The following is a 23,452-nucleotide window of genomic DNA, read 5'->3' on the forward strand; positions in this document are numbered from 1 at the left end:
TGTTTTTTATGTATCTTTTAGAATTTGCTTTACAATAGACAAATTGCTTTTGCATCAACTAATTAAAAAATTCTAAGAGGAAATAAAAGTGCGCCGTTCTTTTGCATGGCTACCGTGGGTATTACTTATCCTCGTCATAATCAGTTTTGTTGTTTGGCAAAAACTTCAACAACCCAAAGCACCGATTGCTCCCGATGGTGTAAAAATGCCTGCTGAAAAAGTAGAGCCATTGGTGAATACCTCTAGAACAGGTGGTGTTGTGTCATACAGTGCTGCTGTAAAAGTCGCAGCGCCTGCGGTAGTGAATATTTTTACCACTCAGAAAGTAAAACAAAAACATCCTTTATTAAACGATCCAGCGTTTCGAGAATTTTTTGGTAATCAGATTCCAGAACAGAATCAAGGTGCAAACGAAAACAGTCTCGGTTCAGGGGTGATCGTTCGTCCAGATGGTTATATTTTGACTAATAATCATGTGATTGCTCAAGCCGATCAAATTGTCGTTGCATTACAAGATGGACGTCGTGCTGAGGCAAAAGTGATAGGAACAGACCCTGACACGGATTTGGCTGTGATTAAAATCGAACTGACTGAGCTTCCAGTTTTACCCTTTAAATTGAGTGGTAATGAAGTTGGCGATGTTGTTTTAGCAATTGGTAACCCTTTTGGTGTCGGTCAAACGGTAACGCAAGGGATTATTTCTGCGACAGGCCGTTCAGATTTGGGTATCAATACCTATGAAGATTTTATTCAAACCGATGCTGCAATTAACCCAGGTAATTCAGGTGGTGCATTGATTGATGTTGCGGGTAATTTGATTGGTGTTAATACTGCAATTTTCTCTCAGTCAGGCGGTTCTTTAGGTATTGGTTTTGCGATTCCTGCAAAAATCTGTCAGCAAATTTTAAATTCGATTTTGAAAGATGGTCGTGTGATTCGTGGTTGGATGGGAATTAGTTTAGTGCCGCCAACTCAGGAAGATGTTTTACAGCCTCGTCAAACGGGTGTAGTTGTTGCCGATGTGCTTAAAAATGGCCCTGCGGCTCAAGCTGGAATTAAGGTTGGCGATCGTATTGTCAAAGTAAATCAGGAAGATATTAGTTCTACTTCGCATTTGATCAATTATGTGGCATTACAATCGCCAGATTCGACGATTCAAGTTGAAGTGATGCGTGGTGAACAGAAAGTTGATTTAACTGTGAAAGTGGGGGAACGTAAAGTCCAAAATTCTGACTCACAATATATTCCATTGCCACAGCGTTAATTGTCTTTTTAAAATTAAGAGCTAATTACTAAACATTAAATAAAAAACCCTGAAGATTCAGGGTTTTTTATTGCTTAGAATTTTTGCCTAGGATTTTAATACTTCAAGATCATCTCGATGGCCAATTGGCACAATGATTAGGCAATAAGCTATGAACATCCCCAAGCTCTTCATCAATGAGTTTATTATCTTTGTTTTTATCTAAGTATTTAAATAATTTGGTATTTTTATCTTTTCCTTGAAAACGTTTATCATCTGGCCAAGGAAGTGGATCAAAGTCTTTAACTTGTAAGAACTCTTTGAGTTCAAAAGTTTTATTCTTATTTAAATCATAGCGTTTATAAAATTTCTCCCAATTTAAGGAAACTGGATCGCAGGCAAAACTATACGAACTCATCATGGCGAATATGCAAAGAACAAATATTTTTCTCATATTTCATTACTCAGTTTTCATTTCTTAATATTTGAATGGAGAGAATATTAAAATAAAAAGATTGATTATCCATTCAGTGTAGAACGTAAAGCGCCAGTTGAGTATTGGATTTTATTGAACAATCGTGAAGATTTTTTCGCTATGACTTTTTGTAAAGTGATTGAATTATAGTGTTATAGAAAGTTGGGCAGATACAACACACCATTTTATAGTGTATTTCAGAAAATTACATGATGCATAAAAAAAACCAGTACCGCGAAGTACTGGTTTTCGTATTTTAAACCAAAACAGAAGCTTAACTTTGTTGGATACCTGCAACTAACCAATCTTGGCTAGAACCCGCTGGCTTAACAAAGTGCCAGATTTCAGCAAAAGGTTGCGGAAGGCTGTTTAAATCTTCACTAACGGTACCTGTAAAACGAACACTTACGACATATTGACCATTTTCAGTTGCACTATCAACAACCATTGCATTGAGGTTAGAAAACTCAGCCACGTCTTGATCTTGGTTTGCCATAATGTCGCTATACATAGACTGATAAAGATCAGGTGTTAGATAGCGTTGAATTTCTGAAATATTACTTACAGAGTTCATAGACTGAATATGGTTGAAACGCTGACGAGCAACACGTAAGAAAGCAGCAGGCTCACTACCGTCAGGGAGCTGGTTACCGCTTTGTGTCGATGCGCCAAAAGGTGCTTGTGTTGCAGCACCACCTGCAACTGATTGACCAAAAATATTGGTATTACTGTTCGAGTTACGTGCAGTTGTATTGGCTTGGCCAAATGGTGCATTTGAACCCGTATTATTTGGTGCATAAGGGTTATTGGCTGCTAATTTTTTTTTAGCACCGAATTTACGGAACAAGAAGAAAGCTGCACCCGCAATAAGAATTAACCAAATCCAACTCGGAATACCCCCTTTTTCTTCTTGCTGAGCAGCTTGTTGCTTCGCCAATTCAGCATCGGTCGTTTGAGTTTGGTTATTTGCATTATTGTCATCAGCCATTGCATTGGCTGCAACTGCACCTACAGCAGCACCTGCAACACCAGCAGCAACCATTTTACCTACGCCAGAACCTGATCTTTGTTGACCCGTTTGAGTAGGTTGTTGAGCAGGCGTAACTTGTCGAGGTTGAGAATAAGATTGACTTGAACTCGAAGAACGGCTCATGCCATGGCTTTTACCACCACCCGCACGTTTAGCTTCGGCTAAAGGAGCTACAGCCAAAGTTGCCATTAAAATACCTGTGATCAAGCCGCGCTGTCGGACTTCCATTGAAATTTCCTATTTAATAAAACAATTGATGAATATGATTTAAACAACAAGACGCTGTTGTTGTTATTTCTCTATTTATGCAGTCTTTTGCATAGAATTTCAATGTTTTTAGGATTTATTTGAGCATAAATTCACATAAACATAACGAAACTTTTGCTTGCTGAAATTAATAGGGAAATATTTGTATAATTTATTGAAAATACAAAATAATCTTTAAAATGTTGCTTTTATCATATCAATCAAATTATTGTATTTATATGTCATTTTAGTCGCTAAAGAAGTGGGTAATATTCTCATAAAAATGATACTTAAGTTAAATCATACTGCATTGTTAATAAAAGCACGCTTGTTTGACTAACTTAAAACCCAATTTAATCATTGGTTTATTTTATATTCAATCATTTTGATTTGATCATGTGTATGCACGCATGAGTTTGTTGAAGCTCCGCTATGAAAGAGAAAAGGAAAAGAGCAAAGCTTCAACAGATTAATTGAAAGATAGGCCCTAACCAACTTCGTCACTGAGTTGCATCGCTTCGGTGAGTGCCTCATGTAAACGTGCTACAGAAATAATTTGAACACCTGCTATGGGTTTTTGTGGTGCATTGCCTCTAGGTACAATAATGTATTTAAAACCATGTTTGATTGCTTCTTTCAAGCGTTCTTGACCATTTGGCACAGGACGGATCTCTCCTGATAATCCAACTTCTCCAAAAACGGCCAACTGTTGCGGTAAGGCTTTAGATCGCAAACTGGAAGCACATGCTAAAAGCACAGCTAAATCTGAACCAGTTTCAGTAATTTTCAAACCACCGACCACATTTACATACACATCTTGACCCGAAGTTTGCACGCCACCATGACGATGCATTACTGCCAACAGCATATTTAAACGATTTTGTTCTAAACCCAGTGCAACTCGACGAGGTTGTCCGTGTGCATCATCAACCAAAGCTTGTACTTCAACCAAAAGAGGGCGTGTGCCTTCGCGACTGATCATGACTACTGAACCGGGAATGGCTTCATCATAACGGCTCAGGAAAATAGCAGAAGGATTGGCAACTTCTTTGAGCCCCTTATCGGTCATGCCAAAGACACCAAGTTCATTCACAGCACCAAAACGGTTTTTAACTGCTCGAATCATGCGGTAACGTGAGTCAGATTGTCCTTCAAAATAAAGTACACAATCTACCATATGCTCAAGTACGCGAGGGCCAGCCAATGAACCTTCTTTGGTGACATGACCGACAATAAATAATGCTGTACCGCTATTTTTAGCAAAACGAGTGAGTAATGCTGCGGATTCACGAATTTGTGATACACCACCCGGTGCAGATTGTAAGGTTTCTGTATAAAGCGTCTGAATTGAATCTAAAATGGCAACAGCAGGGCGAAGCTGAGCAAGTGTATCGCAAATACGTTCAACACATGTTTCAGCCATGACTTGGAGTTTGTCTGTTGGTAAGTCTAGGCGGTTAGCTCGCAATGCAACTTGGGAAAGCGATTCCTCACCTGTAACGTAGAGTGCTGAACTATTGGCTGCAGCCATATGTGTTGCAGTTTGCAATAGAATCGTCGATTTACCAATTCCCGGATCACCGCCAATTAAAACCACTGAACCTGTCACCAAACCGCCACCAAGAACACGGTCAAATTCACCAATACCAGTGGCTAAGCGTGTTTCATTTGAAACGGTGATTTGGTTGAGTGTTGTAACATTGGCTGCTTGTCCTGCATAACCGCCTCCCATAGCTTTGGCACGATGAGCCACCACAGGTTCAATACGAACTTCCGTTAAGCTATTCCATTCACCACAGTCTGAACATTGACCTGACCATTTCGGATGATCTGTTCCACATTGTTCACAACGATAAACAGTTTTAACTTTGCCCATTCTTAGTGCGTTCAACTTTTAAAATAGTGTGCTGAATGTATCAATAGCGACATTGAAATACAATTTTTTAGCCAACATCTCGCCAAAATCAATTTTGGCACGTAATATGCAATTTGAAGGAACGGTAAAAAATAAGAAAGGTAAAGGGTTGTTGTTGTGATTATTTAATGAACTAAAAGGTTAGAAAACCTAGTTATTTTTAAGTATTCATTGAAAAAAGCTTTTTTATTTTTTTTGTTTTGGCTACTTTTACACAACGAAATCTGAGAGAAGAATATAACAATGTCAAATGAAAAACTGAGTTCTTCTGCTGAAACAGGTGAACTTGCAAGAAGTTTATCGAATCGCCATCTTCAATTAATTGCAATTGGTGGTGCAATCGGTACAGGATTATTCATGGGTTCAGGGAAGACGATTAGTCTTGCAGGACCATCTATTTTATTTATTTACATGATCATTGGTTTGATGGTGTTTTTCGTCATGCGAGCGCTTGGTGAATTATTGCTTTCAAATTTGCAATACAAGTCATTTATTGATTTTTCAACGGATTTAATTGGCCCTTGGGCGGGTTATTTTGTTGGATGGACGTATTGGCTGTGTTGGATCACGATTGGTATTGCTGATCTATCTGCCATTATTTACTACTTACAGTTCTTTAATAATGGTGTGCCCTTTACTCCAACAGAAGGGGCAATGATTAGTGTTGCAGCCATTTTCTTTATCATGGGGCTGAATTTAGTTACGGTAAAATTGTTCGGTGAACTAGAGTTTTGGTTTGCCTTGATCAAAATTATTGCCATTGTGGTTCTAATTTTGGTTGGTTTGTGGATGATTTTTACAGGCTTTACCTCGACTACAGGACAAGTGGCGTCATTTACCCATTTGTGGGATAACGGTGGTATGTTCCCTAAAGGGTTCGAAGGCTTCTTGGCAGGCTTCCAGATTGCGATCTTCGCCTTTGTCGGTGTTGAGTTGGTTGGTACAACAGCTGCAGAAACTAAAGATCCTGAGAAAAACTTGCCTAAAGCGGTTAACTCAATTCCTATTCGTATCATTTTCTTCTATGTTTTGGCATTGGTTATTGTAATGTCGGTTACACCTTGGAATATGATCGATCCTAAAGTTAGTCCATTTGTGAATTTATTCAGTCAAGCGGGTATTGCTGCTGCTGCAATCATCATGAACTTAGTGGTGCTTTCTTCAGTGATGTCATCGATGAACAGTGGCGTATTTTCAACAAGCCGTATGTTGTTTGGTTTATCTCGTGAAGACCAAGCGCCGAAATCATTTGGTTTATTGAATAGACGTGCAGTTCCTGCAAATGCACTTTATTTTTCTGGCGTGTGTTTATTGGGTGGTGCGGCACTACAGTATTTTGTTCCAAATACAGTTGAAGCATTTACTTTAGCAACAACACTTTCAACAATCTTGTTCATTTTGGTTTGGTTGATTATTTTATGGAGCTATTTGGTGTACTACAAAACACGCCCAGAGCTACATGCAAAATCAGTATTTAAATTACCAGGTGGACCATTTACTTGTTATGTTGTAATGGCTTTCTTTATTGGGACAATTGGTATTCTTGCTTTAGAGCCTGATACGCTTAAGTCTTTGATGGTCAGCCCGATTTGGTTAATTATCCTTGCGATTGGTTATTTCTGTTTCTATAAGAAAAAACAGTAATTAGCTATTTCAAAGATTCTCATAAGAAAACGCCAGTGATTCACTGGCGTTTTTTTTATTCTCGTTCTAAGCTTTGCAGCTTGATACTTTGGTTTTTGGTCAATGTTTTATAATCAATAATCAAGGTATACTGACGAAAATTTTGGAAATAGGTGAGCAGATGCGTTTAGTTATTTGTAGCATCGGTTTAGTTTTAGCTAGTGTGGCTTTAATCGGTTGTGGACAATCAGGTGACTTACAGTTAGCCAATAGTCCTGATTATGACAAACGAGCGAAATATTTGTTGTACTCGAAAGAGGAAAGTAAAGCAGTTCAAACTGAGCAAAAAGTGAAAGCTCAATTGGATGTAGCAGATCAATCTGTACCTGCATCCCAAGCGAATTCAAACTAAACCCAATTAAACTTTCATTGAAAGGATACATTCATGAGTTTTTCCCGCATTGATGGGGTATTGCATGCAGAGCAATGTTCTTTAGAGCAACTCGCACAGCAATATGGCACACCACTTTATGTCTATTCAAAAGCGACATTTGAGAAACATTATTTAGATATGGATAAGGCATTTAGTTTTATCGATCATCAAATTTGTTTTGCGGTGAAGTCAAACTCAAATCTTGCAGTTTTGAATGTATTGGCAAAATTGGGTTCAGGTTTTGATATTGTGACAGGCGGTGAACTTGCTCGTGTACTTGCAGCAGGTGGCGAGCCGTCAAAAATTGTATTCTCTGGTTTGGGCAAGCAAGAAGCAGATATTCAAAAAGCATTGGAAGTGGGTATTGCTTGCTTCAATGTTGAATCACATGCTGAATTAGATCGTATTCAAAAAGTTGCAGCACAGCTCGGTAAAAAAGCACCTATTTCTTTACGTGTTAATCCTGATGTCGATGCCAAAACGCATCCTTATATTTCAACGGGTTTAAAAGAAAATAAATTTGGTATTCCATCAGATGCTGTGTTTGAAACGTATCAGTACGCTGCATCGTTGCCAAATTTAGATGTGGTGGGAATTGATTGCCATATCGGTTCACAGCTGACTGAAACGCAGCCTTTTGTGGATGCACTCGATCGTGTCATTAGCATGATTGAGCAATTAAAAGCACTGGGTATCAACCTACAGCACATCGACATTGGCGGTGGTTTGGGTGTGACTTATAAAGATGAAGTTCCACCAACAATTACTGAATATGCAGAGGCAATGCGTCCAGCTTTAGAAAAATTGGGTCTTAAAGTCTATATGGAACCGGGCCGTAGTATTTCTGCAAATGCAGGCGTGTTGTTGACGAAGGTCGATTTTTTGAAACCAACAACGCATCGTAACTTTGCGCTAATTGACGCTGCGATGAATGACTTGATACGTCCTGCGCTGTATGAAGCTTGGATGGATATTCAAGAAGTGACTTCACGTACAGATGTTGAAAAACAAACTTGGGATTTGGTTGGACCTATTTGTGAGTCTGCTGATTTCTTGGGTAAAGAGCGTGAGCTTGCGATTCAGGAAAATGATTATCTTGCTGTCTTGGGTGCAGGAGCGTATGGTTTTGTGATGAGCTCAAACTATAATACCCGTGGTCGTGCTGCAGAAGTGATGGTCGATGCTGATCAATCACACTTGATTCGTGAACGTGAAACGATTGAATCACTTTGGAAAAATGAACGTTTATTGCCTTAAGGAGTAATTTTAGATGTTATTAGAATTTACTAAAATGCATGGCTTGGGCAATGACTTTATGGTTGTTGACCTGATTAGCCAACGTGCTTTTTTTGATGCAATGACTATTCGCCGTCTGGCTGATCGCCATTTTGGTATTGGTTTTGATCAGTTGCTGATCGTCGAAGCACCTGATTTTCCAAATGTAGACTTTAAGTATCGTATTTTCAATGCAGATGGTTCTGAGGTTGAGCAATGTGGCAATGGAGTGCGTTGTTTTGCACAATTTGTACATGCACGTCAGTTAACCAATAAAAAACGTTTTAAAGTTCAAACCAGTGCAGGGATCGTCGAGCCTGAATTGGGCGAAAATGGTTGGGTTCGGGTCAATATGGGTTACCCTAAATTTTTACCGAATGAAATTCCCTTTATTGCCGATGAACCAGAAGCATTGTATGACATTGCTTTGGCAGATCATCAGCAATTAACAATTGATGTGGTGAATATGGGCAATCCACATGCTGTGACAATCGTTACAGATGTATTGACCGCAGATGTGGCGAACATTGGCCCACAAGTTGAATCACATGAACGTTTTCCGCAACGTGTCAATGCTGGCTTTATGCAAATTATTGATGAAAAACATGCACGTTTACGTGTATTTGAACGTGGCGTAGGGGAAACCATGGCCTGTGGTACAGGCGCATGTGCAGCAGCAGTTTCTGGAATGCGCCGTGGTTTATTGTCCGATAAAGTGGAAATAGAGTTGGCTGGTGGTAAGTTGCAAATTGAATGGAAAGAGGGCGATGTGGTGTGGATGACAGGTCCAACAGCTACGGTTTATGAAGGTCGTTTAGATTTGCGTTATTTCCAAAGTTGATCGTTATTGTCATAAAAAACCTGAGCGAGTTTTTAATACTAGCAAGTTAAGCGTAATTTAATGATTACTTATTCAAGAATCTCCCCTAACCCCTCTTTAATAAAGAGGGGGAACCATTGAGAATCTAAATTAATTTTAGATTCCTTGCGCAGCTGTACTGCTCATCCCTTCATTGAAAAATGGTGAGGAGCATGCTCCGCAAGGGGGTGCTTAACTGATTAATATTACAGAATAAGTTTCAGGTTTTTTTACTTTTATGAGCTTAGTGTTTTTGGTTTAAAATATTAAAACAGAAATGATTGATAATAAATAGAGCTAGATTAAGGAGGGCTTTATGCAGCAGTATGGCGCAATGCAATTGCTCTCCATGTGGATTAAAGATCGTAAAATTCAAAATCAGTCTGAACATACTTTAGATGCTTATTTTCGTGATGTGTCTCATTTTATTGATTTTTGCTATGAGAAAAAACTTGAATTAAAACAAATCGAAACTTCAGATTTAAGAGAATATATTGCGTATCGTGTGGAAAAAGACCAACTCAGTTCTACCAGTTTGCAACGTCATTTGACTTCGATTCGTCAATTTATGAAATGGGCGGAGCAAGGGAAGTATTTAGAAATCAATCCTGCTGACGACTTTCAATTGAAAAGACAACCTCGACCATTGCCTGGAATGATTGATATTGAAACTGTGAATCAAATTATGGATCAAGCTGAACCTGAAAAACCGATTGAAAAACAATTATGGATACGTGATAAAGCCATTCTCGAATTGCTTTATTCAAGTGGTTTACGATTAGCAGAAATTCAAGGTTTAACAATTCGTGATATTGATTTTAATCGGCATTTATTACGCATTACGGGTAAAGGGAATAAAACAAGAATTGTCCCTTTTGGCTCTAAAGCCAGAGATAGTTTAATAGAATGGTTGAAAATTTATCGGATTTGGCAAGGGGAGTTTAGCCCGCAATCATATGTATTTATTACCCAGCGGGGCAATAATATTACACCTCGCCAAATCGAAAATCGTGTGAAATATCAGGCTTTACGTGCGGGCGTAAATGTAGACTTACATCCTCATTTACTTCGACATTGCTTTGCCAGTCATATGTTGTCAAATAGTGGTGATTTACGTGCAGTTCAAGAAATGCTAGGTCATAGTAATCTCAGCACAACGCAAATTTATACGCATATTGATTTTGATCGTCTTGCTCAGGTTTATGACCAAGCGCATCCAAGAGCGCAAAAAAAATAAAACGATAACAAAAAATTATCTTATATGTAGAAACAACTTAGCATGTCATCTGCTATAGAACGGGAGTGATTTACCTACTGTACAAAAAATGCTGAAGCATAGTAATCTAAGCATAATGAACATTTTTACACGTGTTGGTTAAATTAATATCAAGGTTCTAGACTAGCAAAAGTATATGATCAAGCCCATACCAGAGCACAAAAAATGAATAAACAACAACAAGACATTTTATCTCTAGATCAAGACGCATTTGTACAATGCACGGTCTATATTGATAGAATTCTAAAAGAATATCAAAATGTTATCGGCAAAGATTATCAAGGCTATGTAAACCATTGTAAGCGTGTTGCTGCATGCTGTTTGATCTTATGCCAAGATCGGAGTCAAGAAGTTTGTGAAAAAATAGCGATAGCCGTCGCTTTTCATGATATCGGTATTTGGACAGCGAAAACAATTGATTACATTGAGCCATCCGTTGAACAAATGCACAACTATCTTGTTTCGAATCAGTTATTAGATTGGCAAGAAGAAATAACATTGATGATTTCAGAACACCATAAGTTGACCATCACCAAATGTTTAGAATATCCATTGGTTGAATATTTTAGACAGGCTGATTATGCAGATTTTTCATTCGGTTTCTTACGTTCAAATATTCCATTGAGTGAATTTAAAAAACTCACACAGCAGTATCCTAATGCAGGTTTTCATAAAACGCTGATGTCTTTGGGAATAAAGCGGTTATTTCACAAACCTTGGAGTCCATTGCCGATGTTTAAATGGTAATGATTGTTTTGAATTTTCTAAGGGGAACAGATGTAAGAGATCATTTTTTTGAACAAGTAGAATTTTTGATTCATACTGATTTATGCAACAGATTAAAAATCAAAGATTATTTTTTGTTTAAATTTTAGCTCTCACAATAGGTTTAGATTGCTTTATTTTAAAAATGAATATCGCTTAGAAACAATTCAAAGAGAAAAAATCCAAAAGGCTAATTGTTTTTAACGAAGCTCTGTTGTATATCTAATTTCGCATGAATAAAAATGCTTTCAATTGATTCAATTTTGTAAAATTTTAGGTTTTTCAATGATCTCGGAACTTGAACAAAAATATAAGCAACTCACTGAAGCCCAAAAAGAAATTTTTAGCGGCTATGGATTACGACAAGTTAAACATTTTGTTGAATTTAGCTTACCAAAAATTGAAGCGACATTACCCGAGAAAGGAAAAGTCTTAGGGATTAATGCGGAAGGTAAGGTACAAGCCATAAATACAGAAACCAAAGAAGTCTATTTATGGATTTCAGATCAACAATGGCAAGCTGCTCAAATCGCATCAAACCGTGTTGATTTAAAAGAAGACTTCCTCGAAGTTTGGAAAATTTTTGATTTAGAAAATCAAGACCTAATTGAACTCAGCCATGTTCATCGCGACTTTTTAGACACCAAGCTGAGTTAAAAATATTCATTGAACTTTTCGAGTGAATCGATAAAAGAAGCTCGAAAAGCTTTATGCTTTATTGTGTAGGCAGTAAATGCTTTATTCAGAAGCATTTACTGTTTGAAAATAATTTTGTTGAGTCATCCGATAAAGCACATGGCTAGCCAATGGATGTGTAGCTTCCAGTTTTGGATGGTTAAATTCTGAAATTGATTGCATGTTTAAGCGTTGCATGACTTTTTGTGAAGGGATATTTAATTTCGCCGTAAATGATACAACCTCTTGAAGGTCTAACTGCTCAAAAGCAAATTTCAAACAGATTTGAGCAGCTTCTGTGGCATAACCTTGATGCCAATATTGTTTTGCTAACCTCCAACCAATTTCTACACAGGGAGAAAAACTATATTGTGTAGGTTGATTTTGCAGCCCAACAAAACCAATAAATTGATGATTTTCTTTTAATTCTGCTGCCCAAAAGCCCCAGCCATTTTCTGCAATTAGAGTCTGAAATTTATTTGCCAATTCATCACTTTCTCGTTGTGTTAAAACACAAGGGAAGTATCGCATCACCTCAATATCTGAATTTAAAGCATAAAATTCCTGAAAATCAGAATCTTTCCACTGTCTCAAAATTAATCTTGGCGTTTCTAATTGAATAGGTGAATGAAAATCTTTCATCGCATTTTTCCAATGGAACTTTTAACTTGCTTATAGGTCTGTAAGTTATAAATCTTCAAGCGGAAGTTGAAAACTTTGTTTAATAATTTGGCTAGGTACATCCGTTTTGACACTGGTAATTCCGTTCTTTTTGGTCAAATGTGTGGACTGGAATTTTCGGTAACTTTCTAAATCTGGGACGACCACTTTTAACATCGCATCACATTCACCCAAAATAATATAGCACTCCATAACTTGTGGCAGTTCTTTCATTGCTTCAATAAATAGGTCAATGGTTTCAGCATCTTGTCCTAACAACCAGATTCTTGAAAATAAAATCAGTTGGAAACCAATTTTCTGAGGATCAACAACAGTGGTGTAGTTTTGAATAACGTTGGCTTCCTCCAATAATCTCACCCGTCTTAAACAAGAGGAAGGCGATAGTCCAATCTCACGGGCTAAATCATTATTTTGAATTCGACCATTGGCTTGTAAAGCACGAATGATATTTTTATCAATACGATCTAGCTTAATTAGAATTGTCTTTGATGAAATCTTCATAAAATAGAATTTAATTCGAAAAATAATAAATATTATAGAACATTTGCAATCCTATTTTAAGTGTTTTGAAAGATACTATTTTCTTCCCTCCAACAGTACAGAAAGGAAATGAAAATGTCTGTATTTGCACTTTTTGCCTTAACGGTATTGCCGTTAATTTTCACACCAGGACCAGATATGTTATTTATCCTGTCACAAGTGATGGGTAAAGATGCGAAAGCAGGTATGATGGCAACAATTGGTATTTGTTCAGGATATTTAGTGCATTCAGTTTTGGTTGCACTTGGGATTGCTGCAATTATTGTTTCTTTTCCTGTTTTATTTGAAACGATTCGTTATCTTGGAATAGCCTATTTATTGTATTTGGCTTTTCATTTAATCAAGTCAGTATTTCATTCAAAGCAAGTGAAGATTGAACAGAAAGTTTCAGCACAACCGATTCGTAAAGGTTTTTTAACGGCCTTGTTAAACCCGAAAGGCATGCTGATCTATTTTGCAATTCTTCCTCAGTTCATTGATAAATCTGGAAATACAGTTGCTCAAGGTTTGATTCTATCATTCATCTTCATTGGTCTAATCTTCATTATTTATTGTGGTTTGAGTTTGGTTTTTGCCAAAATTTCTCAAAAAACAGGAATAGATGAGCGTAAGCAAAAATGGATCGACGCAGGTTCTGGTTCTCTTTTGGCTTTGGCTGCGACTTGGTTAGTGATCAACTAAGATATAAACAATAATGATTTATAAATAATACTTAGCTATTTTTAGTAAGCATGAGCCTAAAAACTTATGCTTACTTTTCATCATTTGGGCTTAAAAGTCGGTTAAAAAAATTCAAAGTTACAAATTTTAATGATGTTGATAACAAAAAAAGTTATTCAATCTATCTTAAATGACAAATTTAAGTAAAAAAAAGCAAAAGTCATATAGCAATTATTTTATTGTTCTATTTTTAATTTTGATCTATAGAATTCAGCATTATTCAATTTAATTAACAGGAAATATATTTAAAATCAAACATTAAAATCTATTTGAATAGAGTCTAAAATGGAGTGATAGCATTGTTACATTTTTTTTATGAACTGCCCGTTCAACGATTTTTACGCTTTTTTACAGCTGATTTGTGAATTGTGACTTGACCGAAATGCCAATCACATTGCAAGATAGGACACCTAAAAATTTTAAATGAAGAGTTATTATAACTTTTCTCAACATTTATTTTGCTAAAACAGCCGAGGATTACATGAAGGCTCTTGTTGCTGTAAAACGTGTGGTTGATGCCAACGTTAAAGTTCGCGTTAAACCGGACAATAGTGGGGTTGACCTTACTAACGTTAAAATGTCAATTAACCCATTCGATGAAATCGCGGTTGAAGAAGCGGTTCGTTTAAAAGAAAAGGGAACAGTTACAGAAATCGTTGTTGTTTCTATCGGTGCTAAAGAAGCGCAAGAACAAATCCGTTCTGCAATGGCGCTTGGTGCAGACCGCGGTATCTTGGTTGAAGCTGATGACAGCCAACTCGGTGCTTTAGAAATTGCTAAAATCTTAAAAGGTGTTGTTGAACAAGAACAACCACAACTTATCCTTTTAGGTAAACAAGCAATTGATGACGATTCTAATCAAGTTGGTCAAATGCTTGGTGCTTTACTTGGCGCTGGCCAAGGTACTTTCGCTTCTGTAGTTGCAGTAAATGGCGATAAAGTACAAGTAACTCGTGAAGTTGACGGCGGTTTACAAACTGTAGAGTTGAACACTCCAGCGATTATTACGACTGACTTACGTTTGAATGAGCCACGTTATGCTGCGCTTCCAAACATTATGAAAGCTCGTAAAAAACCACTTGATACGAAAACTCCAGCAGATTTCGGTGTTTCAGCAACTTCTAAACTTAAAACAGTTAAAGTTGAACCACCTGCAGAGCGTAAAGCTGGTGTACAAGTGAAGTCTGTAGACGAGCTTGTTGAAAAACTTAAAAATGAAGCGAAAGTGATCTAATACAGAAGGATAAAATCATGAGTATTTTAGTTATCGCTGAGCACGACAATAAGACACTTAACGGTGCAACTTTAAACGTTGTTGCTGCAGCTCAAAAAATCGGTGGTGATATCACTGTATTGGTTGCAGGCTCTGGTGCTCAAGCAGTTGCAGATGCTGCTGCAAAAGTTGCTGGTGTAAGCAAAGTATTACTTGCTGATGATACTGCTTATGCAAATCAATTGGCTGAAAATGTTGCTAAATTAGTTGCAGAACTTGGCAAAGGTTATTCACATATCCTTGCTGCTTCTACAACGACTGGTAAGAACATTCTTCCACGTGCTGCTGCACTTTTAGACGTAAGCATGATCACTGACATAATTGCTGTTGAAGGCCCTAAAACTTTCAAACGTCCTATCTATGCTGGTAACGCAATTGCTACAGTTCAATCTGACGAAGCAATCGTTGTTGCGACTGTACGTGGTACTGCATTTGATCCAGTTGCTGCTGAAGGTGGTTCTGCTGCGGTTGAAGCTGTTGCTTCTACAGGTGACACAGGTATTTCTAAGTTTGTATCTGAAGAAATCGTGAAATCTGAACGTCCAGAATTAACAGCTGCTCGTATCGTTGTATCTGGTGGCCGTGGCGTGGGTTCTGGTGAAAACTACCATAAAGTACTTGATCCACTTGCTGACAAGCTTGGTGCTGCTCAAGGTGCTTCACGTGCTGCGGTAGATGCTGGCTTCGTTCCAAACGATATGCAAGTTGGTCAAACAGGTAAAATTGTTGCACCTGACCTATACATGGCTATCGGTATTTCTGGTGCGATTCAGCACTTGGCTGGTATGAAAGATTCTAAAGTGATCGTAGCGATCAACAAAGATGAAGAAGCGCCAATCAATGCTGTTGCTGACTACTGGTTAGTTGGTGATTTGAATACTGTCGTTCCAGAATTGGTTTCTAAGCTTTAATTCTCGAATTAAGTTTCAAAAAACGCTCCGAAAGGGGCGTTTTTTTATATCTATAGAAAATGAGAAAGATATGATGAATCAATCTAGAAAATAATTCTAAAATGATTGTTGCGGTTATAAGCTAGTTGTACTCTATGGATTCATGGAAGGGGACGTTGAATGCCAGATGATGCAAATAAGGTAGAAGAACCTGAAAAAGAAAATAACCAGCCAATAGCTGCTACAGAAGATCCTTTATTTTATCGTGTTTGTTTTTTTATCTCATCGAGCTACGCTTTTATTATTTCAGCATTATTGCTTTTGCTATGTCATATCAAAGATGAGGGTGCGTTCTTTAATGCATTCGGATGGTTGATCACCTTTGTTGTTACATATCTTGCTTTTAAACTGCTTGATACTGTATTTGCACAAGAGGAGAGGCTTCTTCAAAGTGCAAATTTTTGGTCAAAGAAAATTGATGAGGGTGGTGATGGTGGAGCGGAAATTTTAGCAAGTATTTTTTATTTTATATTTCTTTTTTTGACGGTAGTGTTGGCGCATGCTTTAACTCTTTGTCTTCGCTATATTTTTCCTAAGAAATAAATAGATTGAAGACAATGATTAAATTCCTTGTTATAACAACTAAAAGAATAGAAGATGAAGCATTATGAAAAAATTATTACTTATTTTTAAAGATCCTTTATATCTTAGATTTTGTTCCTTTTTTTCTGGTTTATTGATATTCGTATTGGGTGGCGCTATAGCTTATTTAAGTTATATTGGATTGAGTCAATCTATTTGGGTTATTCCGTGTTTGCTTCTGTCTTTAGTGATTATGGTGATAGGATTTATTGTTTTTTTATTTACTTTTACAGACGATCAAAGTTTAGTTGGTGGGAACATTATTTTTTTTGGTCCTGGCATAGCTACTGATTTTATCTTACTACTCATTCAAATTGGATTATTTATATCTGTTGGTTTAATATCATTTATTTTAACTTTACTTATTCGTTTGTTAATCCCTTTAGAAATAAAAGATTGAATTTCACACTGTTCAATGGCGAACTAAAAAGTTATTTTTAAACCAAGAAAATGAAGATACTCAAAATATTCATACTTCTCTATATGAAGTACATTGAAAACTGAGTGATGTGCTTAATGCAGGTGATTCATTGATTACTAGTATTCACAAACACAATTTTATTGATAAACGACCTGTCTCAGATTAAAGAATTCATGAGCTAATTTGATCTTAATTGCGATATTAAATGTTGTATCCTGAAAAATAAATTTTTAAGAAAAGCGATTCAAGCATAGCAAGTTATGTTGTTGAAAATATATACAAAACAAAGCTAGTGTTTGTCGATAAAACATAACGAAATTGCCTATAAAAGTCTTTGTTTTATGCTATAGTTATCGGCTGTATTTTCGGATTTTAGCTCACAGTCATTTTGAGTTAATTCTTTGCAAGATTGATTATATAAATGAGCAGTTGCAGTTGGCGCTGTTTGTAATAAGGAGTATGCATGAGCGTATCGGAAATTAGACCGATTGCCATTGAGGATGAACTAAAAAGCTCATATCTCGATTATGCCATGAGTGTTATTGTATCTCGTGCATTACCAGACGTGAGAGACGGCTTAAAGCCTGTTCATCGTCGTGTGCTGTTCGCTATGCACGAATTAGGTAATGACTATAACAAAGCTTATAAAAAATCTGCACGTGTTGTCGGTGATGTAATCGGTAAATACCACCCACATGGTGATTCTGCTGTTTATGAAACCATTGTACGTATGGCACAAGATTTTAGTCTACGTTATCAGTTGGTTGATGGTCAGGGTAACTTCGGTTCTGTCGATGGCGATAGCGCGGCGGCAATGCGTTATACCGAAGTACGTATGCGTAAACTGACCCATGAAATGCTGGCTGACTTAGAAAAAGACACAGTTGAATGGGAAGATAACTACGATGGCTCTGAGCGTATTCCTCAGGTTATGCCGACACGTATTCCTAACTTATTGATCAATGGTGTGACAGGTATTGCAGTTGGTATGGCAACCAACATGGCACCGCACAACATGACAGAAGTTGTGAATGCATGTTTGGCTTATGCAAATAATCCGAATATTTCAATCGAAGGATTGATGGAACACATTTCTGGTCCAGACTTCCCTACAGGCGGTATTATTTATGGTAAATCTGGCATTGTAGATGCTTACCGTACAGGTAAAGGGCGTTTGCACATTCGTGGTAAATACCATATAGAAGAAGATCAAAAAACAAGTCGTAGTACCATTGTATTCACTGAGATTCCGTATCAAGTTAATAAAGCAAAAACCATTGAGCGTATCGCTGAATTGGTTAAAGAGAAAAAACTTGAAGGAATTTCAGAGCTTCGTGATGAGTCTGATAAAGATGGTATGCGTATTGCAATTGACTTAAAGCGTGGCGAAAACGCTGAAGTCATTGTCAATAATTTATTCCTGAATACTCAACTTGAAAACTCATTCAGCATCAACATGGTTTGTCTTGATAATGGACAACCTAAGCTGATGAATTTAAAAGACATCATTGCTGCATTTATTCGTCACCGCCAAGAAGTGGTGACACGCCGTACAATGTTTGAATTACGCAAAGCACGTGAACGTGGTCATATCTTAGAAGGTTTGACTGTTGCTTTAGCGAATATTGATGACATTATCGAAACCATTAAAACATCGGCGAATCCTACTGAAGCACGTGAACGCTTACTTGCAGGTGAATGGGCAGGTGGAAATGTAGTTGCATTGCTTGAAAAAGCAGGTGCAATTTCAGTTCGTCCAGATGAAATTGAAGGCGAAGATCCTAATCGTCCATTTGGTTTAGATGGTCTAGTTTATCGTTTATCACCTGCACAAGTGGGTGCGATTTTAGAATTACGTCTACACCGTTTAACGGGTCTTGAGCAAGATAAACTACAAGCTGAATACTCTGAGATTTTGGCACAAATTGCTGAATTAACAGCGATTCTCAATGATTTTAATTTGTTGATGAATGTGATTCGTGAAGAGCTTGCTTTGGTTTTACAACAATATGGCGATGCACGTAAAACTGAAATTGTTGAATCTCGAATTGATTTTTCTCGTGAAGATTTAATTCCAGAAGAGCAGGTTGTATTAACTGTTTCTAAAACAGGTTATGCAAAAACTCAGCCATTGTCAGACTACGCTGCTCAGCGCCGTGGTGGGCGTGGTAAGTCTGCAACTTCAATGAAAGAAGATGATTATATTCAACATCTCATCGTGACTTCAAACCATGCGACGGTACTTTGCTTTACCGATGTTGGTAAAGTGTACCGTCTAAAAGTCTTTGAAGTGCCGCAAGCGTCTCGTGGTTCTAAGGGTCGCCCAATGGTGAACTTATTGCCACTTGATGCGAATGAAACGATTACAGCGATTCTTCCTGTGATTGATGCACCGAAGAAGTTTACAGAGCGTTTAACTGAGTTTAGAACTTTTGTACGTGCCAATGTTGCTAAGTTGCGTGAAAATGCAATCATCGAAGCACATTATGAGCCGTTAAAAGCTGCATTTGCAGAGCTTGGTGAAAACCCTGATGATTTATCAGATGCTTTACGTAAGCAATTGAAAGAAATCGGTTTAGAACTTTCAGCATCAGATATTGAAGATGAATTAGTCGCAGAGTTTGCAGAACGTGTTGAAAATGTTCGTAAAAACTTCTATGTGTTTATGGCAACAGCCTCAGGTACTGTAAAACGTGTTGAATTAGAACAATTTAGTAATGTTCGTTCAAATGGTCTACGTGCAATTGAGTTGAAAGAAGAAGACACCTTGATTGGTGTAGCGATTACCGATGGTGAACAGCAAATCATGTTGTTCTCAAATGAAGGTAAAGCGATTCGCTTCTCTGAAACTGATGCACGTGTGATGGGGCGTACAGCGAAAGGTGTGCGTGGTATGCGTGTCACTTTAGCTGCGGCTCAAGCAGAAGATGATGTTGAAACTGATATTGATTCCGATGATGAAGATTCTTCTGATTCAAATGTAGCTAGTCGTATTGTTTCTCTCGTCGTTGTACCTGAAACTGGCGAAGTGTTATGTGCTTCTGCAAATGGTTATGGTAAACGTACTCCAGTTGATGACTTCCCAACCAAGAAGCGTGGCGGTAAAGGTGTAATTGCAATCAAAACATCTGAACGTAACGGTGAGTTGGTTGGTGCAGTTGCTATTGATGAATCTAAAGAACTGATGTTAATTTCTGATGGCGGTACTTTAGTTCGTACGCGTGCTTCTGAAGTTGCTAGAACGGGTCGTAATGCGCAAGGTGTACGTCTAATTCGTTTAGGTAATGAAGAAATCTTGGTTGGTGTCGTTGCTGTAGAAGCAGTTGAGGCTGATGATGAGATTTTAGAGTCTGAAGTGATTGATGGCGAAGTATTGGAAAATACTGAGAATTTAATTGATTCAGAATCTCTAGTTGAAGATGAAACTATTATGGATGAAGGTGAGCCTGAGTCTGATGGTAATGAATCTGAAGATTAATTTTTAGATGTTAAAGGAGGACGCTAAGGCGTCCTTTTTTGTTCATGGTTTTATAATATTTAGAGAAAATTCGCATGAACAATGTGTTTGTTAGTGTATGATAAATAAAGTTTTAATAGTATCTAAGAGGAAAAAATGTCAATTATATTAAAAGAGCCAGTCAGTTTATTAGATAGAAATATACAATTGGATATAAAAAGTTTAAGTAAAACAGTTGTAAAGCTAATTGCTAAAAGTGTTTCATTTAAATGGGATGAGGTAATAGAAGATTCTCCTGATCTTGCAGATGCTTTAGGGCTTATTCAATCAGAAAATGAAATTGCATATGTATTTGTCATAACATCATTTCTCAAGGCTTTTAATGAATTAGTTGAAGAAATAGAAGTAAACAATAACAATGTAGAACAAGACATAGAAATGATAAGTTTCTTGATATCAGAGAGAGTTCAAAAAGAGAAATTGATTTTAGATGATAAATTAATAAATAGAGAAGATTTTTATAAATCAGAATTATTAAATGAACTAACAAATATTTTAATAGAATATTTACAAAATAAAGAAATTGAATCTTATATAATTGATAATTTAAAGAATAGATTCAAAAGTTATTTTTTAACGGCACTACATAAAAATTGGCTTAAAGACAGCAAATATTCAACTTTATTATCAATAATTGATAATGAGACACCTTTTATAACATTGCAACAAAAAATCGTGAAATGGAATGATTATTATTCATATTTATTGAAGCAGGTTGATTTACCACTCTTCTCAGAAAATTTTAGTTTAAACCAAATTTATATTCCGTTAAGAGCTAAAACAAAAAATTCAGTTCTATTGAAGACTAATAATGAAGATGAATTATATTCAATAGTTGATATTAATGATGAAATTATTAGCTGGATTAGAGGAAAAGATACAAATGATACTATTCGATTGATTAATGGAGGGCCAGGAAGTGGAAAATCATCATTTTTAAAAATTTTAGCATCTCAACTTACGAATGACCATGTTTATAAAATAATTTTTATTCCTTTACATTTAATCTCATTTACTAATTCCTTAGATGATTCTATCAATAACTATTTGTCAACAATAGCAGGCTTAAATTTCTCAGATCTTATTAAAGAGAATGAGAAATTTTTGCTAATTTTTGATGGGTTAGATGAGTTAGCAAGCCAAGGTACTGCAGGAGAAAGTATAGCTAGAGATTTTTCTAATGAATTACAAAGAACATTGAGACTACATAATGCACAAGAAGTTAAAGTTAAAGCGATTATTAGTGGAAGAGACATAGTAATTCAGAAAGAAAAAAAATATTTGAAGGTAAAAAGCTATGAGTTGCTGCCATATTTTATTAATGATAATGGTCAATATCATGATCCTTTAGCTTTATTAAAAGAAGATCAACGTGATTTATGGTGGAATAGATATAGTAATTTAAAAAATCGTGATGTTTCTATTGTTCTGGAGCAAATTAAATCTAAAAATCTTCAAGAAATAACATCTCAGCCTCTTTTGAATTATTTGGTTGCAATATTACTGGATATTGGTGAAATTCAATTAAGCGAGGAAACAACTATTAATGAAATATATGAGTACTTATTAAGAGAAGTCTATAAGAGAGGTTGGGAAAATCATAAAACATATGGTCCGATACAATCAATTGAATATGATAATTTTTTAATGATATTGCAAGAAATTTCTTATACTGCTTGGAAGAGTAATGGTAGAACAACCAATATAAAAAGCATTGTTGAGCAATGTAAATATATGGGGATTGATCATATCCTTGAAAACTTTACAAATAGTTTGAAAATAGATGAGAAATCAAGTTTAACCCGACTATTAACTGCTTTCTATTTTAAGTCAAATGATGGCTTAGAGAGTATTTTAGATCAGACTTTTGAATTTACTCATAAATCATTCTCTGATTATTTGATTGCATTGAAAACATGTGTATTTATTGAAAGTTTAAATGATGATTTTGAACTTTCTAGAAAGATGAGTGGAAGAAGGGGGAAAAATATTTATAATATTACAGAAGATTTTGTAATTTATTTCAAAAGCATTGATTTGAATGAGAATACGGTTAAAGTCTTTTTAAAAAATGAATTTCATAAAATAGAAAAACCTAGTATTATTAAGAATATGTTGGTTAATATTTTGGAATTTATTATTGAGGATAATGATATTCCAGCTTTAATTGATTGTCAGAGTTTAGAGAAAATTAATTCAAATTTTTATAAAATATTTTCAAATATATTATTGATTTTGGAAATATTTTGCAAAATTGATAATCTTAAAATCGAGCTCTTAAGTTTAAGATCATTTGGTCTATTACAAGGGAAGTTGAATTCTGAAATTATGGGCTTAGCTGGTAACTATCTAGATTGTTTTGTATTATCTAATGTTATAGTTGGTAAAAATCTTATGGGAGTGAAACATGATTATTCTGTTAATAATAAAAAAGATATAAATGAAGGTTTTTTTGGGTTTAATTTCTATCTATGTAATTATGATCATTGTATCATATCTTTTAATATTCTAAGTAGTGTAAAAAGGTTAAGTAAGTATAATTGTAATTTTAAGGAATGTAAAATTCAAGGGGTTAATGATTTTGTTTATTTATTTATTGAATGTAGTGTTATTAACTCAAGTATAAGTAATATTAAAAAAGTCATATTTAATGATTCAATTTTGGTGAATTTAAAAATTGAAAATGTTGAATTAGTTCATTTTAGTAGAGAAAATACTTACAAAGATGTTTTTGTGAATGGAGTTTTAATAGATAATCTCAATAATAATGAGTTAAAAGAACTAGGTGTTATTTTCATAGAAGAAGAAAAAGAAGGGGTAAGAGATATTTAGTATAGGCATAATTTTTTTCTTGATTAAATTAAAGGAAGAGCAACATCCTAAGTTTTTTGTATAATAGATTTTATTTTCTGTTTACTAGTAATATAATTATTAATTTTCTGATATTATATTG

General features: G+C 36.0%; 20 protein-coding genes. 15 read left to right on the forward strand and 5 right to left on the reverse strand.

Annotated features, from left to right (window positions below; genetic code table 11):
• Positions 1–88 precede the first annotated feature (88 nt).
• Complete coding sequence (locus tag ACY45D_RS05790) at positions 89–1,264, forward strand: S1C family serine protease (protein ID WP_463108838.1); 1,176 nt, start codon at positions 89–91, stop codon at positions 1,262–1,264.
• A 109-nt stretch (positions 1,265–1,373) separates the two neighbouring features.
• Here the strand turns inward: ACY45D_RS05790 and ACY45D_RS05795 are convergent, their stop codons facing one another.
• The 3 genes from ACY45D_RS05795 to radA form a co-directional block, all read right to left on the reverse strand.
• Positions 1,374–1,697 (reverse strand): EF-hand domain-containing protein, encoded by a 324-nt coding sequence (locus ACY45D_RS05795; protein WP_463108839.1) that lies wholly within the window; start codon positions 1,695–1,697, stop codon positions 1,374–1,376.
• Between the two features lie 295 nt (positions 1,698–1,992).
• The gene (locus ACY45D_RS05800) at positions 1,993–2,976 is read right to left on the reverse strand and encodes a Tim44 domain-containing protein (RefSeq protein ID WP_463108840.1); all 984 of its coding nucleotides are present in this window, start codon (positions 2,974–2,976) and stop codon (positions 1,993–1,995) included.
• A 505-nt stretch (positions 2,977–3,481) separates the two neighbouring features.
• Positions 3,482–4,870 carry a DNA repair protein RadA gene (gene radA / locus ACY45D_RS05805; RefSeq protein ID WP_463108841.1) on the reverse strand — a complete coding sequence of 463 codons (1,389 nt, stop codon included), beginning with the start codon at positions 4,868–4,870 and terminating at the stop codon, positions 3,482–3,484.
• 282 nt (positions 4,871–5,152) lie between these two features.
• Between radA and ACY45D_RS05810 the strand changes: the two genes are divergently transcribed.
• The 7 genes from ACY45D_RS05810 to ACY45D_RS05840 all read left to right on the forward strand — a co-directional run bounded on the left by ACY45D_RS05810 (position 5,153) and on the right by ACY45D_RS05840 (position 11,797).
• Positions 5,153–6,553: an amino acid permease gene (locus ACY45D_RS05810; RefSeq protein ID WP_463108842.1), complete on the forward strand. Its 1,401-nt coding sequence runs from the start codon at positions 5,153–5,155 to the stop codon at positions 6,551–6,553.
• 160 nt (positions 6,554–6,713) lie between these two features.
• Complete coding sequence (lptM, locus tag ACY45D_RS05815; protein WP_463108843.1) at positions 6,714–6,944, forward strand: LPS translocon maturation chaperone LptM; 231 nt, start codon at positions 6,714–6,716, stop codon at positions 6,942–6,944.
• A 33-nt stretch (positions 6,945–6,977) separates the two neighbouring features.
• Positions 6,978–8,222 carry a diaminopimelate decarboxylase gene (lysA, locus tag ACY45D_RS05820; protein ID WP_463108844.1) on the forward strand — a complete coding sequence of 415 codons (1,245 nt, stop codon included), beginning with the start codon at positions 6,978–6,980 and terminating at the stop codon, positions 8,220–8,222.
• Positions 8,223–8,235: 13 nt separating this feature from the next.
• Positions 8,236–9,081 carry a diaminopimelate epimerase gene (gene dapF / locus ACY45D_RS05825; RefSeq protein WP_463108845.1) on the forward strand — a complete coding sequence of 282 codons (846 nt, stop codon included), beginning with the start codon at positions 8,236–8,238 and terminating at the stop codon, positions 9,079–9,081.
• A 367-nt stretch (positions 9,082–9,448) separates the two neighbouring features.
• A complete protein-coding gene (gene xerA, locus ACY45D_RS05830) occupies positions 9,449–10,336 on the forward strand; it encodes a site-specific tyrosine recombinase/integron integrase (protein WP_463109436.1) in 888 nt (295 codons plus the stop codon).
• A gap of 204 nt (positions 10,337–10,540) precedes the next feature.
• The gene (locus tag ACY45D_RS05835; protein WP_463108846.1) at positions 10,541–11,122 is read left to right on the forward strand and encodes a phosphohydrolase; all 582 of its coding nucleotides are present in this window, start codon (positions 10,541–10,543) and stop codon (positions 11,120–11,122) included.
• 303 nt (positions 11,123–11,425) lie between these two features.
• Positions 11,426–11,797 carry a hypothetical protein gene (locus ACY45D_RS05840; protein ID WP_463108847.1) on the forward strand — a complete coding sequence of 124 codons (372 nt, stop codon included), beginning with the start codon at positions 11,426–11,428 and terminating at the stop codon, positions 11,795–11,797.
• Positions 11,798–11,878: 81 nt separating this feature from the next.
• Here the strand turns inward: ACY45D_RS05840 and ACY45D_RS05845 are convergent, their stop codons facing one another.
• Both ACY45D_RS05845 and ACY45D_RS05850 read right to left on the reverse strand, forming a co-directional pair.
• The gene (locus ACY45D_RS05845; protein ID WP_463108848.1) at positions 11,879–12,457 is read right to left on the reverse strand and encodes a GNAT family N-acetyltransferase; all 579 of its coding nucleotides are present in this window, start codon (positions 12,455–12,457) and stop codon (positions 11,879–11,881) included.
• A 45-nt stretch (positions 12,458–12,502) separates the two neighbouring features.
• On the reverse strand, positions 12,503–12,997 hold the full coding sequence (locus ACY45D_RS05850) for an Lrp/AsnC family transcriptional regulator (RefSeq protein ID WP_010114644.1): 495 nt from the start codon (positions 12,995–12,997) through the stop codon (positions 12,503–12,505).
• Between the two features lie 114 nt (positions 12,998–13,111).
• Between ACY45D_RS05850 and ACY45D_RS05855 the strand changes: the two genes are divergently transcribed.
• The 7 genes from ACY45D_RS05855 (at position 13,112) to ACY45D_RS05885 (ending at position 23,331) form a co-directional block, all read left to right on the forward strand.
• Positions 13,112–13,717 carry a LysE family translocator gene (locus ACY45D_RS05855; protein ID WP_463108849.1) on the forward strand — a complete coding sequence of 202 codons (606 nt, stop codon included), beginning with the start codon at positions 13,112–13,114 and terminating at the stop codon, positions 13,715–13,717.
• A gap of 520 nt (positions 13,718–14,237) precedes the next feature.
• Positions 14,238–14,990, forward strand: coding sequence for an electron transfer flavoprotein subunit beta/FixA family protein (locus ACY45D_RS05860; RefSeq protein ID WP_463108850.1), 753 nt, complete (start codon positions 14,238–14,240; stop codon positions 14,988–14,990).
• 17 nt (positions 14,991–15,007) lie between these two features.
• Positions 15,008–15,940, forward strand: coding sequence for an FAD-binding protein (locus ACY45D_RS05865; RefSeq protein ID WP_463108851.1), 933 nt, complete (start codon positions 15,008–15,010; stop codon positions 15,938–15,940).
• Between the two features lie 159 nt (positions 15,941–16,099).
• Positions 16,100–16,522, forward strand: coding sequence for a hypothetical protein (locus ACY45D_RS05870; RefSeq protein ID WP_463108852.1), 423 nt, complete (start codon positions 16,100–16,102; stop codon positions 16,520–16,522).
• Between the two features lie 64 nt (positions 16,523–16,586).
• A complete protein-coding gene (locus tag ACY45D_RS05875; protein ID WP_463108853.1) occupies positions 16,587–16,961 on the forward strand; it encodes a hypothetical protein in 375 nt (124 codons plus the stop codon).
• 484 nt (positions 16,962–17,445) lie between these two features.
• Complete coding sequence (gene gyrA, locus ACY45D_RS05880) at positions 17,446–20,460, forward strand: DNA gyrase subunit A (protein ID WP_463108854.1); 3,015 nt, start codon at positions 17,446–17,448, stop codon at positions 20,458–20,460.
• Positions 20,461–20,595: 135 nt separating this feature from the next.
• The gene (locus tag ACY45D_RS05885; RefSeq protein WP_463108855.1) at positions 20,596–23,331 is read left to right on the forward strand and encodes an NACHT domain-containing protein; all 2,736 of its coding nucleotides are present in this window, start codon (positions 20,596–20,598) and stop codon (positions 23,329–23,331) included.
• The last annotated feature ends 121 nt before the right edge of the window (positions 23,332–23,452 follow it).

This window comes from Acinetobacter sp. BZX-2 (genome assembly GCF_055179795.1).